The organism is Pedobacter aquatilis, assembly GCF_032678425.1.
Taxonomy (GTDB): Bacteria; Bacteroidota; Bacteroidia; order Sphingobacteriales; family Sphingobacteriaceae; genus Pedobacter; species Pedobacter aquatilis_B.
In genome coordinates, this window is the sequence record NZ_JAVTSG010000003.1 from 225,420 (window position 1) to 238,598 (window position 13,179).

General features: G+C 34.8%; 12 protein-coding genes. 5 read left to right on the forward strand and 7 right to left on the reverse strand.

Annotation, left to right across the window (positions count from 1 at the left end):
• Positions 1 to 100: 100 nt before the first annotated feature.
• The gene (locus tag R2Q16_RS10945) at positions 101 to 1,390 is read left to right on the forward strand and encodes a citrate synthase (protein ID WP_316737048.1); all 1,290 of its coding nucleotides are present in this window, start codon (positions 101 to 103) and stop codon (positions 1,388 to 1,390) included.
• A gap of 66 nt (positions 1,391 to 1,456) precedes the next feature.
• Here the strand turns inward: R2Q16_RS10945 and R2Q16_RS10950 are convergent, their stop codons facing one another.
• The 5 genes from R2Q16_RS10950 to R2Q16_RS10970 form a co-directional block, all read right to left on the reverse strand.
• The gene (locus R2Q16_RS10950; RefSeq protein WP_316737050.1) at positions 1,457 to 2,581 is read right to left on the reverse strand and encodes a DUF3667 domain-containing protein; all 1,125 of its coding nucleotides are present in this window, start codon (positions 2,579 to 2,581) and stop codon (positions 1,457 to 1,459) included.
• 18 nt (positions 2,582 to 2,599) lie between these two features.
• The gene (locus R2Q16_RS10955; protein ID WP_410478160.1) at positions 2,600 to 3,988 is read right to left on the reverse strand and encodes a nucleoside permease; all 1,389 of its coding nucleotides are present in this window, start codon (positions 3,986 to 3,988) and stop codon (positions 2,600 to 2,602) included.
• Between the two features lie 141 nt (positions 3,989 to 4,129).
• Positions 4,130 to 4,744 (reverse strand): bifunctional nuclease family protein, encoded by a 615-nt coding sequence (locus R2Q16_RS10960; protein ID WP_316737053.1) that lies wholly within the window; start codon positions 4,742 to 4,744, stop codon positions 4,130 to 4,132.
• 51 nt (positions 4,745 to 4,795) lie between these two features.
• Positions 4,796 to 5,764, reverse strand: coding sequence for an electron transfer flavoprotein subunit alpha/FixB family protein (locus tag R2Q16_RS10965; RefSeq protein WP_316737055.1), 969 nt, complete (start codon positions 5,762 to 5,764; stop codon positions 4,796 to 4,798).
• Positions 5,765 to 5,835: 71 nt separating this feature from the next.
• The gene (locus R2Q16_RS10970; RefSeq protein ID WP_316737057.1) at positions 5,836 to 6,573 is read right to left on the reverse strand and encodes an electron transfer flavoprotein subunit beta/FixA family protein; all 738 of its coding nucleotides are present in this window, start codon (positions 6,571 to 6,573) and stop codon (positions 5,836 to 5,838) included.
• A 126-nt stretch (positions 6,574 to 6,699) separates the two neighbouring features.
• On the opposite strand from R2Q16_RS10970, the gene R2Q16_RS10975 reads away from it, so the two are divergent.
• Positions 6,700 to 7,035: a tetratricopeptide repeat protein gene (locus R2Q16_RS10975; RefSeq protein WP_316737059.1), complete on the forward strand. Its 336-nt coding sequence runs from the start codon at positions 6,700 to 6,702 to the stop codon at positions 7,033 to 7,035.
• Positions 7,036 to 7,062: 27 nt separating this feature from the next.
• Positions 7,063 to 8,280, forward strand: a complete 1,218-nt coding sequence (gene chrA / locus R2Q16_RS10980) for a chromate efflux transporter (RefSeq protein WP_316737061.1) — start codon at positions 7,063 to 7,065, stop codon at positions 8,278 to 8,280.
• A 487-nt stretch (positions 8,281 to 8,767) separates the two neighbouring features.
• Here the strand turns inward: chrA and dnaB are convergent, their stop codons facing one another.
• A complete protein-coding gene (gene dnaB / locus R2Q16_RS10985; RefSeq protein WP_316737063.1) occupies positions 8,768 to 10,333 on the reverse strand; it encodes a replicative DNA helicase in 1,566 nt (521 codons plus the stop codon).
• 179 nt (positions 10,334 to 10,512) lie between these two features.
• Between dnaB and rlmB the strand changes: the two genes are divergently transcribed.
• Both rlmB and R2Q16_RS10995 read left to right on the forward strand, forming a co-directional pair.
• Positions 10,513 to 11,277 carry a 23S rRNA (guanosine(2251)-2'-O)-methyltransferase RlmB gene (gene rlmB, locus R2Q16_RS10990; protein ID WP_316737065.1) on the forward strand — a complete coding sequence of 255 codons (765 nt, stop codon included), beginning with the start codon at positions 10,513 to 10,515 and terminating at the stop codon, positions 11,275 to 11,277.
• 60 nt (positions 11,278 to 11,337) lie between these two features.
• On the forward strand, positions 11,338 to 12,087 hold the full coding sequence (locus R2Q16_RS10995) for a DUF5995 family protein (protein ID WP_316737066.1): 750 nt from the start codon (positions 11,338 to 11,340) through the stop codon (positions 12,085 to 12,087).
• Here R2Q16_RS10995 and R2Q16_RS11000 read toward each other — a convergent pair.
• Positions 12,084 to 13,175 carry a mannose-1-phosphate guanylyltransferase gene (locus R2Q16_RS11000; protein WP_316737067.1) on the reverse strand — a complete coding sequence of 364 codons (1,092 nt, stop codon included), beginning with the start codon at positions 13,173 to 13,175 and terminating at the stop codon, positions 12,084 to 12,086. The genes R2Q16_RS10995 and R2Q16_RS11000 overlap by 4 nt on opposite strands.
• Between the last annotated feature and the right edge of the window lie 4 nt (positions 13,176 to 13,179).

The following is a 13,179-nucleotide window of genomic DNA, read 5'->3' on the forward strand; positions in this document are numbered from 1 at the left end:
TACGTCATATTGACTAATATTTCACATTAATTTAACAGATTTGCTATGCATGTATATTAATTTTATATAATTTAGAAAGCTATAAACACAACACAATAATATGTCAGATATTGCAGAGATTAAAGTTGATGGTAAGACAATTGAATTACCGGTAATTACAGGAACAGAAGATGAAAAGGCTATTGATATTTCTAAGCTAAGGGATTCAACTGGTTTTGTAACTTTAGATACAGGTTTTAAAAACACCGGCTCTACAAAAAGTAAAATAACTTTTTTAGATGGTGAAAAAGGTATCTTAAAATACAGAGGTTACTCGATTGAAGAACTTGCAGAAAAATCTAGTTTCTTGGAAGTTTCTTATTTAATTGTGTACGGTGAATTGCCAACTCAAGCACAACTTGATGATTTTCAAGGTGAAATTAGTAAGCATACATTGATTCATGAGGATATGAAGAAGTTTTTTGATGGTTATCCATCAAAATCTCATCCAATGGGTCAATTAGGTTCTTTAATATTCTCTTTATCAACATTTTATCCTGAATGTTTAAAGCCAAATCAAACAGCTGAAGCGCAGAATTTAACCATTATTAAGTTATTAGCTAAATTACCTACAATTGTTTCTTTCATCTATAAAAAATCTTTAGGTCATCCGCTTATCTATCCGAAAAATAAATACGATTACGTTACGAACTTCCTTTGGATGACTTTTGGACAACGTACAGAAGATTATGATGTTAACCCAATTGTGGTTAACGCAATGAATAAATTATTGATTCTTCATGCAGACCACGAGCAAAATTGTTCAGCATCAACTGTTCGTATTGTAGGTTCATCTGATTGTAACCTATACGCTTCTGTTGCCGCAGGTATCGCAGCACTTTGGGGACCGCTTCACGGTGGTGCAAACCAAGCAGTGATTGACATGCTTGAACTAATTAAAGCTGATGGTGGTGATACTGAAAAATGGATTGCTAAGGCTAAAGATAAAAACGATCCGTTCCGTATGATGGGTTTTGGACATAGAGTTTATAAAAACTTCGATCCACGTGCAAAAATCATTAAAAAAGCTTGCGATGATATTTTAGAGAACTTGGGTATTGATGATCCGATTTTAGAAATTGCTAAAAAATTAGAAGAGGCAGCATTAACAGATCAATATTTCATCGATAGAAAATTATATCCGAACGTAGATTTTTATTCAGGTATTATCTATCGTGCTTTAGGTTTCCCTTCAGAAATGTTTACAGTATTATTTGCCTTGGGTCGTTTACCAGGATGGATTGCACAATGGAAAGAAATGCATGAAAATAAAGAACCAATTGGTCGTCCTCGTCAAATTTACGTTGGTGAAACTGATAGAGCTTTCGTTGGTATTAAAGATAGAAAGTAATTTATTATTACATAAAAAAACCAGGTTTGAGAAAACCTGGTTTTTTTATGCTCTGATTTTTGAAAACTATGTTGCTACGTAATAGATTAAGTTAAGCATAACCATTTCTGTAAAGGCAAGTGCAATTGCATATAGAATAAAAATCATAAACATTTTACCTATTACTTTTTTGCGCTGATAAAATACTTTTAAAGCATTAAACATATACCAGCAAATCCAAACGTACAATCCAATTTCTATAATGGTTGACATGATAGAACTTGCTCCGAAAATATATTTGATAAGTGGCTTGGTAATTATAGATACAATAAAATAGGCTGTCATTCCATGTATGGTAAAAATCAGGTGATCCAAGTAGTAAATGTGGTTCCTCCTGAAGTTTAGCATAATAAAAAATGCCAATAGCGGCATGAGTAGAAAGTACTGCTTTGGTCTGTTGTGCTCTAAAGTTTCTTCAATTATTTCAGATTTTTCACCAATCGTAATCGAACGTTTCTTCATCATTCGTTCAAAAAAATTATCTCTTTGGGTTATCGGTAACTGCTGTTGACGAGAAAGATATGCCTGGTAAGTGCTATCATTACGCTTAATGTGGATAGAGTTATATTGCTTAATGATATCACTTAAAGAATCTGATTCGTTGGCTTTATATTGCTTTTTAAGTTCTGATAAAGTGATATTCTGTTCTTTTAAAGAAAGCTTTTTAAATTCATCCTTATCAATCTCCTCTAAAATTTGCCTCTTGGCGTGGTTAAAAAGGGCAGGAGATGTTTTCTTAAGTCCTGCGTCAGTTAGTTCTTTATCAGCACTGTCTATTACACTTCGTCTATCAACCTTTTCAGTGGTTTTGACCTCGTGAGTGGATTTTTTACTTTTATGTTCCGGAGAATAAGCAACCAAAAAATAAACAATAGATACAAAAATATACATACTTACCGGATTGATGTATCTCGCTCTTTTACCAGCTAAATAATCAAGGGTAACTTGTCCGGGTTTAGTAAGGAGGGGGGTAAGCGTTTGAAAAAATTTATTGTCAAAATGAAAATAATGGGCAATGCTATGGCTTATAAAACCCCAAAAACTTTCATTTAATTCTAAATTTGGCTGACCACAATTGCTGCAATAATGCTTTTCGACATTAGCGCCGCAGTTTAAACAATTATGTTCTTTTCTGTACTTGCCTGCTGACATAAAGGATTTTGTGAGATGTTAATGACTAATTGCTTCGATAGCTTTTTCTTCTGCCTTGGTGTGTTTGTGTTTAAAAACAATAACGAAAACAACAGCGATTACTAAAACATAAATGGTGAAAGAAAGCCATATGTTATGCCAGTCTTTAACATCTAAAGCTCTACTCAGGTTTCCATTTTCTAATACGCTAATTCCTTTGTTTTGCAAGAATTTAAGTAAATGTGTATTGTCTGCATCACTTTTAACATATTTTGATAAAGAATCAATTGTAGTATAATAGGTTGTGAAATATTTATTTATCATCAAACCAGATACTAAACTACCAAATACAGCACCGAAGCCGTTTGTCATCATCATAAATAAGCCTTGAGCTGATGAACGGGTTTTAGGTGTTGTAGAAGTTTCTACGAATAATGAACCTGAAATATTGAAGAAATCGAAGGCCATTCCATAAACAATGCACGAAACAATAATCATCCATAAATTCGAAGAAGGATCGCCATAGGCGAATAACCCAAAACGCAGTACCCATGCAAACATTGCAATTACAATAACCCATTTTATTCCAAATTTTTTCAAAAAGAAAGGAATGGCCAAAATAAATAAGGTCTCAGAAATTTGAGATATGGATAAAATTATTGTAGAATACTTAATTACAAATGAATCTGCAAAAACTGGAAACAACTTAAATTCATCTAAAAAAACATCACCGTAAGCGTTGGTTAATTGTAAAGCTGCACCCAAAAACATAGAGAAAACAAAAAACAAAGCCATTTTATAATCGGCAAAAAGTTTAAAAGATTCTAGTCCTAATTTCTGTATGAATGAGGTTTTCTCACTAATTAAATTTGAGGGCTTACAAGCAGGCAAAGTAAAAGAATATAGGCCTAATGCTAAGGCACTAATACCAGCTATGTAAAATTGATTTGCGCTTGCCTTATTACCAGTTAAATTGGTAATCCACATGGCAGCAATAAAACCAACCGTTCCCCAAACACGAATTGGAGGAAAACTTTTTACAACATCGTAATTGCTGTTTTTCAATGTTGTGTAACTTATCGAATTACTGAGTGCAATTGTTGGCATATAAAAGCACATTGCTACAAGTATTACCCAAAAGAAACTATGTGGATTTTCTACTTGAGGCAGATAAAACATTGTTGCAGCGTATAGGATATGTAAAATTGCATAAAGCTTTTCTGCATTAATCCACTTATCAGCTAGTATGCCAGTTAAGGTTGGCATAAAAAGAGAAGCGATACCCATTGTAGAGAATATAATTCCAAAATCTGCACCGTCCCACTGTTTGGTTCCAAACCAATAATTTGCAATTGTAATTAACCAGGCAGCCCATACAAAGAATTGCATGAAACTCATTATAGTTAAGCGAAACTTAACATTCATCATATAGTTAGTTTGATTTTGAAAGTAAAGGCTGAATATAGGAACTATTTTAAAATATAATTAAAAAATGAACCCAAATTATTTCAAACAATTTGGGTTCATTTCAATTTCTATGATTTTTTAAAGATATATCTTTAAAAAAAACTAAGATGTTCCTCTTTTATTTAATTCATCGCGTAAACGGGCTGCTTTTTCATAAGCTTCATCAGCGATAGCTTCTTGTAGTTTTTGTTGCAATTCATCAACAGTTAAATCTGAAAAGCCTTGCTGGTTTGTGGAAGTTGGAATGGTGTCAGCGTCTGGTTCTTTTGCAAGACCATCCATGTTTTCCAGAAAAAGGAAATCGTTACCTTCAATCACAATTCCGGCAGATGCAAGAATGAATTCGTAAGTATAAATCATTGCATTAAACCTTACAGAAAGTGCAATCGCATCCGATGTTCTGGCATCAATCTCGTGTGTGTTTTTTCCATCACTACAAATTAATTTAGCGTAGAAAACACCATCAACTAAATTATAAATAATAATTTCCTGAATATTAATGTGGAACGTTTCAGCCATAGATTTAAATAAATCATGCGTTAATGGCCTGCTCGGGGTCATTTTTTCAATTTCGATGGCAATTGCCTGTGCTTCAAAAGCGCCAATAATAATTGGTAAACGTCTTCTGCCATTTACTTCACCAAGTACTAAAGCATAAGCACCAGATTGAGTTTGGCTGTAAGATAATCCTACAATGTCTAATTTTACTTTCTTCATGTTTACAGCAAGACCTTATAGATTTTTAAAACCTATAAGGTCTGTAAAATATTATCCTTTATGTGCTTTTAAGGCTTCAATTAATTTCGGAACAACTTCGAAAGCATCGCCAACAATACCGTAATCTGCAACTTTAAAGAAAGGTGCTTCTGGATCTTTGTTAATGACAACAATTACTTTTGATGAACTTACACCAGCTAAATGTTGGATTGCACCAGAAATACCAATCGCAATGTACAAATTCGGGCTAATTGCAATACCAGTTTGTCCAACGTGTTCTGAGTGTGGTCTCCAATCTGCATCCGAAACTGGTTTAGAACATGCAGTTGCAGCGCCTAACAAGCCTGCTAACTCTTCAATCATTCCCCAGTTTTCAGGTCCTTTTAAGCCTCTACCTGCAGACACAACTAATTCTGCATCTGGTAAAGAAACTTTATCTGTTGCTCTAACAATGTCTTTTATAACAGTGCCTAAATCTGATTGTTTAACATCAGCTGTGAAGTTTTCAATAGTCGCATCAGTCGCATTTTCTTTAACGCCAAAAGCATTTGGGTTTAAAGCAATAACTTTGTTTGCTGATGTTAACTCAGTAATTGCGAAAGCTTTGCCAGAAAACGCAGTTTTCTTAACTGAAAATTTTCCATCGGTGCTTGGTAATTCCACAGCACCATCTGCCAAACCAGCCTTTAATTTTACGGCAATACGAGGCGCTAAACCCTTACCAGAGAATGAGTTGGAAAGCACAACAATATCAGCAGCTTCTTTTTCGGCTGCATTTGCGATTACGCTTGCATAAGCTTGGTTTACAAAAGTTTTTAACTGGTCTGCGCTTACATTTAAAACTTTTGAAGCGCCATATTTACCTAATTCTTTTAACTCACTTTCAGCAACATCACCAATAGAAATTGCAGTTAAATTGGTCGATTGTTGGTTGGCAATTGCTTTGGCATAGGAAACGGCTTCGAAAACTGATTTTTTAAATTTCCCTTCAGCTTGTTCTACATATACTAATACTGACATATATTTATTTCTGAAATCCTTAACCAGGATTGTTTAACTTAATTATTTAATTTGATTGTGGTTTTTGCGAATTAAATTACTTTAGCTTCGCTGTGTAACAAGTTAATTAACTCTGCTGTTTGCTCTGCCGGAATTAATTTAACTGTTCCACGAGGAGCAGGCGTTTCATATTTGGCAACTTTTGTTACTTCTTCAATAGAAACTGCTTCTACAACATTCAATGGCTTTGTTCTTGCACTCATAATGCCACGCATGTTAGGAATTTTAGGTTCAGCAACACCTTCAGCGCAACTTGCAACAAATTTGCCTGAAACTGTTAAAACTTCTTTACCGCCTTCAATTTCACGTTCTATTGTTGCGCTAGTTCCATCAGCATCTAATTTTTTTACAATAGAAATTGATGGAATATCTAAAAATTCGCCAACCATAGCAGCAACCTGATTACCATTGTAATCGATTGATTCGCGACCGGTTAAAATGATGTCGAAATCTTTATCTTTTGCATATTCTGCAATTTGTTTAGCCACAAAATAAGCATCACGAGGAGCAGCGTTTACGCGAACTGCATCATCAGCTCCAATTGCTAAAGCTTTTCTAATGGTTGGGTCGGTAGCGGCTTCTCCAACATTAATAACAGTTGTAGTTCCTTTACCGTTTTCAGTTAATTCAATTGCTCTTGCCAATGCGATTTCATCGTAAGGGTTAACAATATATTGTACGCCCGCCGTATTGAATTCGGTATTATCATTAGTAAAAGTTATTTTTGTCGTTGTGTCGGGCACGTTACTGATACAAACTAATATTTTCATATGTATTAAATTGGGTTTAAGTATTATGCGATTTTCATTTAGATTTATCCATATGAAAACCCATAATTATTTAGATTTATATATTAGGTCTTTCTGCAAATTTAATTAAAAAAGCAAGGAAATAAAATGTCATCAAGCCGATTAGTAAAGTTATTAGAGTTTTTAGAAAATGAACCCAACGATCCGTTTATTCTATATGCCTTAGCTACAGAGTATAACAATCAAAATGATAAAGAAAAAGCTTATAATTTTTACCTTCAACTAACCGAAAAACATCCAGATTATGTGGGCACATACTACCACTTGGGTAAGTTGTTAGAGAAGGACAATCAGAAGGAAAAAGCCATCGAAATTTATCAAAAAGGTATGACTGTGGCTCGCAATAAAAGAGATATGCATGCTTTTTCTGAATTACAAGGCGCATACAATTCGGCTGCCGGATTAGACTATGAAGATGATTAATTTAAAACCAAGGTTTTTTAATTTTTAATGGAAACAAAACCTATATCGTCAAAAAAACAATTGCTCTTTTTACGCAATGTTGTCTTTTTCACTTTTACATCATTTGGTGGTGCATCAGCTCATTTAGCTTTACTTTTGAAATATTTTGTTCATAATACAAAGTTCATTACAGAAGAAGAATTGTTGGAATTGAACGCTTTGGCTCAGGTTTTACCGGGTCCGGCGTCCACACAAACACTCGTTGGTATTGCCTGGAAAGTCGGGAAAATTAAACTGGCAATTATTACTTTTTTGATTTGGATTTTACCTACGGCAGCAATAATGACATTTGCTGCAATTAGCTATGCGGTTTTGGATCAGAAGCAAAAATTTGCAGATGTTTTAGAATACATCCAACCAATTGCATTGGGTATTGTAGCTTATGGTGCTTTTAAATTAGGTAGAAAAGTTTTGACAAGTCAAGTTTCTATTTTTCTGTCATTCGCTGCCGTTGTAGCAACTTTAGTGTTAAAAAATGCTTACGTTTTTCCGCTGGCCATTTTAATTGGTGGCATCATTTCTTCTGCAATAGAAACGCCTCATGAAGAAACCGAATTAAGGGTTAAACTTTTCTCAAATATTAATCCACGAAAGCTCATTTATTTTCTAGGAGCATTGCTATTATTTGCCTTAATAGGTGCAATTATAAACAGGACCTCGCCATTTAGTTTACCCATCCGTTTGCTCGAAAATTTTTACCGTAACGGAATCTTGGTTTTTGGCGGCGGACAAGTTTTGGTGCCGCTAATGTTTACCGAGTTTGTCGAGATGAAACATTATTTGCAAGCGCCAGGTTTCCTATCGGGCTTTGCTTTACAACAAGCACTTCCCGGCCCAACATTTTCTTTTACAAGTTATTTGGGTTCATTAAGTATGAAAAATTTCGGTTATGGTATTGGTGGTCAGATTTTAGGCGGTGTAATCGGTGTAATCGGAATAAATTTACCAGGTTTAATTTTAGTATTATTCATTGTTCCATTTTGGGATGATTTAAAAAAAATATCAAGGATAAGGCATAGTTTATCTGGAATTAATGCCATTAGTGTTGGTTTTATATTTGCAGCATTTATCCTTTTATTGGTGCCGATAGGTTTTAATTGGCTTTTCATAGCAATAATGATTATCACTTTCTTAGTGCTTAATTTTACCAAAATAAGTACACCATTGATTGTTTTAGCCGGTATATTGGTTGGTTATCTTTTCTAAAATTATTTGAAAAGCAGTGGCAGTTCTACTATTAAATGTTAGTCCTGCCATTTGCTCATACGCCTGCAGGCCTTAGACTCAAGGCCGGTATCCGCAATGTCAGGTTTATAAAATCAGGTCTGTTGCGGTAAATATTAGTAGATTTTCAAATCCTGCACAGCCAATACGTCATTGCGAGGCACGAAGCAATCTTCGCATTTCGCAATTCAAATCCATAGTTTTAAGATTGCTTTTTGCCTCGCAATGACAAACGCTCTTATATTCTGATCGAAATGGAAGAAACTTAAATAATTCGACAATTCTAATTTATCTAACCTGATGGAAATGACGGCCCAGAGGCACTAATTTCCAAAAACTAAAAATCATTAACGGAACTAAAATGTAGAGCAGGGCAGGTTTAACCAAAGGATTACTGCATTTTCATTTTCAAATAATTAAGCATAAAAAAAGAGATGTTAAAAACATCTCTCTTACTATTTTATTTTTTTTAAAACGGTGGGTCGTCATCACTATAATCATCCATTTTTGAAGGACGAATAATAACGTTGCTTTGCTTTTCAAAATCTTGTGAAGGGTACATTCCTGCCGATGGACTATCGTTCGAGAAAGAATTTGGCGCTGTAAAATCCTCTTCCAAATCTGTAAACTTAACAAATTTACCAACGAATTTCAGGGGAACAATTCCAGTTTCACCGTTACGGTGTTTAGCAATAATAACCTCGCCAATACCCGCTTGGGAGCGACCTTGTTCATCCTCTGTAATTCCATAGTATTCAGGGCGATACAAGAATAAAACCATATCGGCATCTTGCTCAATCGAACCAGATTCACGTAAATCGGATAACATTGGTCTTTTTCCTTGCAAACCTGGTCTGCTTTCTACCGCACGACTTAACTGCGACAGTGCCAAAACCGGAACGTCTAATTCTTTAGCTACCGATTTTAATGCCCTCGAAATACTACCAATTTCTTGCTCACGGTTACCGCCACCTTTGCCTCCTTCGCCTTTTCCATGCATTAACTGTAAATAATCGACAATAACCAATTGAATATCGTATTGAGATTTTAATCGCCGGCATTTTGCCCTGAACTCGAAAATATTTAGGGCAGGTGTATCGTCAATTAGGAGTGGGGCTTCTGTTAAACGGCCAATTTTACTGTGCAACTGTTGCCATTCCCACTCTTGTAAATTTCCTTTTCTTATTTTTTCTTGTTCAATTTCGGCTTCTCCGGAAATTAAACGATTAACCAACTGAACTGAAGACATCTCTAACGAGAAAACTACCGTTGGTTTTGCAAAATCTACTGTTGCATTTCTCGCACAGGTTAAAACGAAAGCCGTTTTTCCCATCGCCGGACGAGCAGCAATAATTACTAAATCTTGCTTTTGCCAACCGCCCGTAATTCTATCTAAGCCTGTAAAACCAGTTGGAACACCGGTTAAACCATCTGTTTTAGTCCTTAACTCCTCAAGCGTAGCTAAAGATTGCTTAATAATATCGTCCATTTTTTGCGTATCTCTACGCAAGTTATTTTGGGCAATATCAAATAAACCTTTCTCTGCATGGTCTAACAAGTCGAAAATATCGGTTGTATCTTCATAAGCATTAGTAATAATATCTGTAGAAATTCGAATTAACTCACGTTGAATATATTTCTGAGAGATAATTCTGGCGTGGAATTCTATATTGGCAGCAGAAGCTACACGATTAGTAAGGTTAGTAATGTAATAAGCACCGCCCACCATTTCCAAAGTTCCCATTTGGCGTAACTCGGTTGTTACGGTTAAAATATCAACAGGTTTTGATTTTTCGAACAGCATGTGTATTGCTGCAAAAATCTTTTGGTGTGCTTCGTGATAAAAAACTTCGGGTTTTAAGATATCAATAACGGCCGACAAAGCATCTTTTTCAAGCATCAGAGCCCCTAAAACGGCTTCTTCTAAATCTAATGCTTGTGGTGGAAGTTTACCCGCATTGCTAACTGTTGTGTTTAAACGTGCTTTTCTTGCTGATATACTGTTCTTTCCGCCTTGTTCGTTATCCATACTCATAGAACAAAAGTAGTTAAAAGTTTAAGCTCTTGTTTTAATAAGTTGTTAGGAGTTGCTAACAAATTGAAACCTAAAGAATTTAATTTTTCTCGCGATTTTGACAATCTGATATTTTTTTAAACAACAAAATGTGGATAAGGAAAATTATTTGGGTTACTTTTGTACCTCAATTTTGAATAATGGATAATTTTAGAAGACCGCAACGCGTAAAAGAAAATAATGAGTTTGTATTTGGTATCAGAGCTGTAATTGAAGCAATAAAAGCAGGGCGAGATATTGAAACCATTTATTTGCAACGTGGGTTAAGCGGAGGTTTGTTTTTGGAGCTAAAATCTTTATTAACAGATACTTTGATTCCTCTAAATTCAGTTCCGGTTGAGAAATTGAATAGAATGACACAAAAGAATCATCAAGGTGTTATTGCAGTAATTTCTCCAATTACCTATCAAAATATCGAAGACATTGTTCCGGCTATCTTTGAAAAGGGTGAAACTCCTTTAATTTTAATTTTAGATAGCGTTACCGATGTTCGTAATATGGGGGCAATTGCTCGTACGGCATCTTGTGTAGGGGTTCATGCAATAGTTGTTCCTTTAAAAAATGCAGCACAAATAAATGCTGATGCCATTAAAACTTCGGCAGGTGCGCTATTTAATATTCCAATTTGCCGCCATGCTAATTTGCATAAAACCTGTTTGTTTTTACAAGATAGCGGCTTACAAATTGTTGCCTGTACCGAAAAAACAAACGATTTAATTTACAACCCAGATTATACTATGCCAACTGCAATTGTGATGGGCTCGGAAGATGAAGGCATTTCTAACGACCTTTTACGTGTAGCCGATCATCTCGCTAAAATCCCGATGGCTGGGAAAATTGAATCTTTAAATGTTTCTGTTGCAGCTGGTGTAATTTTATACGAAGCTGTAAGACAAAGGGTTTAGTTATTTACTGTAGGGGTGGCTTAAATAATTATTACTATTTTTATTTAAGATTAGCCCCACATGCAAAAAGCCAAAACCATAGCTGAAGTTATTTCGATATTAGATGAAATTATAGCCCAGAGCATAACTTCTAAATCCAGAATTGGATATTTTGCTTGTCTTTATCGAAAAATGACCTTTGCAGTTCAAAAAGGCATACAAGACAATCTTTTTGAAGATGGGGCAAGAATGGAATTGCTCGATGTTATTTTCGCTAATCGATATATTGATGCGTACTACTGTCAAGCATCTAAGAAGTTAACCACAAATTCGTGGAAAACCGCATTCGAAAGTTCAAATCAACAACTTACGGTTATTCAGCATTTACTTTTGGGGATGAACGCCCACATAAATTTGGATTTGGGAATCGCAGCAGCAGAAACCGCAAAAGGAACGGATATTCATCAATTAAGAAAAGATTTCGATTTGATAAATGATATTATTGGTAGTTTGATAAATATTGTTCAAAAGGATTTGGAAGAGATTTGTGCTCCGATGAGGATGCTAAAATATGTGGATAATAAAAGTAAAGAATCTGTAATTAATTTTAGCATTCAAACTGCTCGTAGCACGGCTTGGCTAAATGCAATTACATTATCAACAGTTTTACCAAATATGTATGATGCTTATGTTACAACACTTGACTTAAAAATTAATCAGGTTGCATATAACATAATAAATCCTAACTTTTCTCAGAGTTTATTACTAAGAACTGTTAGGATTTTTGAACCAAATGATATTGGTGTTATTATTAATTTCTTGAAAGATTAAATATACTTATTGCCAAATCTAGATTTTACTTCGGCTACAAACTCCTTAACTTTCTGCTCCTCATCTCTTGGGCAAATCATTAAAGTATTGTTATTTTCAACTACAATAAAATCATGTAAGCCATTCAAAATAACAAGTTTATCTTTCGGTACGTTAACCATACAATTAGATGAGTCGAACATCACAACCTGCTCAGAAGGAATAACGGCATTGCCAACATAATCCTTTTCAGCCATTTCGTAGATTGAAGCCCATGTACCCAAGTCAGACCAACCAAAATCAGCAGGAAGCACGTAAACATTCTCTGCCTTCTCCATGATTCCAAAATCAATTGAAATATTAGTGCATTGCAGATAAGCATTATTAATAAAAGCTTTTTCTCTTGGCGTATTCAATTCATTTCTACCCGCATTAAATATTTCATACATGTCTGGTAAATGCTTGCTAAACGCATTTAAAATTGTTTTTGCAGACCAAATGAATATCCCTGCATTCCATAAGAAATCTCCGCTCTGTAAAAATGATTTAGCCAGTTCCAGATTTGGTTTTTCTGTAAAGGTTTTAACCTTATGCAAATCTTTATCTGTATTTAAAACATGGTCTGTATGTTGGATATAGCCATAACCTGTATCTGGTCGGTTTGGTTTTATACCCAAGGTAATTAAACAATCATTTTCTGATGCAGCATTTAAAGATTGCTGTATCGTTTCTGTAAAAGCTGGCAAATCAGCAATAGTATGATCGGATGGCGTTACAACAATAGTGGCATTTGGATTTAATTCTGCAATCTTTAAGCAGCCATAAGCAATACAGGGAGCCGTATTTCTTAACAATGGCTCAGCCATTATCTGATTTTCAGATAATTCGGGTAATTGCTGTTTAATTAAATCTGTATAAATTTCGTTCGAAACGATAAAAATATTTTCCGGTGGACAAATTTTTAAGAATCTTTCGTAAGTGCTTTGAATAAGCGTTTTTCCGATTCCAAAAAAGTCTATAAATTGTTTTGGGTATTGTGTTCTGCTTACCGGCCAAAAACGACTGCCGACACCGCCGGCCATGATGAGTACGTAATAATTTTTATTCATTTGA

What these genes read in the sequence shown, in the direction of transcription:
- R2Q16_RS10955 (WP_410478160.1), bottom strand. Translation starts at nt 3,988, where the DNA reads ATGATGAATGTTAAGTTTCGCTTAACTATAATGAGTTTCATGCAATTC.
- dnaB (WP_316737063.1), bottom strand. Translation starts at nt 10,333, where the DNA reads ATGAGTATGGATAACGAACAAGGCGGAAAGAACAGTATATCAGCAAGA.
- R2Q16_RS10960 (WP_316737053.1), bottom strand. Translation starts at nt 4,744, where the DNA reads ATGAAGAAAGTAAAATTAGACATTGTAGGATTATCTTACAGCCAAACT.
- rlmB (WP_316737065.1), top strand. Translation starts at nt 10,513, where the DNA reads ATGGATAATTTTAGAAGACCGCAACGCGTAAAAGAAAATAATGAGTTT.
- R2Q16_RS11000 (WP_316737067.1), bottom strand. Translation starts at nt 13,175, where the DNA reads ATGAATAAAAATTATTACGTACTCATCATGGCCGGCGGTGTCGGCAGT.
- R2Q16_RS10975 (WP_316737059.1), top strand. Translation starts at nt 6,700, where the DNA reads ATGTCATCAAGCCGATTAGTAAAGTTATTAGAGTTTTTAGAAAATGAA.
- R2Q16_RS10965 (WP_316737055.1), bottom strand. Translation starts at nt 5,764, where the DNA reads ATGTCAGTATTAGTATATGTAGAACAAGCTGAAGGGAAATTTAAAAAA.
- R2Q16_RS10970 (WP_316737057.1), bottom strand. Translation starts at nt 6,573, where the DNA reads ATGAAAATATTAGTTTGTATCAGTAACGTGCCCGACACAACGACAAAA.
- R2Q16_RS10945 (WP_316737048.1), top strand. Translation starts at nt 101, where the DNA reads ATGTCAGATATTGCAGAGATTAAAGTTGATGGTAAGACAATTGAATTA.
- R2Q16_RS10995 (WP_316737066.1), top strand. Translation starts at nt 11,338, where the DNA reads ATGCAAAAAGCCAAAACCATAGCTGAAGTTATTTCGATATTAGATGAA.
- R2Q16_RS10950 (WP_316737050.1), bottom strand. Translation starts at nt 2,581, where the DNA reads ATGTCAGCAGGCAAGTACAGAAAAGAACATAATTGTTTAAACTGCGGC.
- chrA (WP_316737061.1), top strand. Translation starts at nt 7,063, where the DNA reads ATGGAAACAAAACCTATATCGTCAAAAAAACAATTGCTCTTTTTACGC.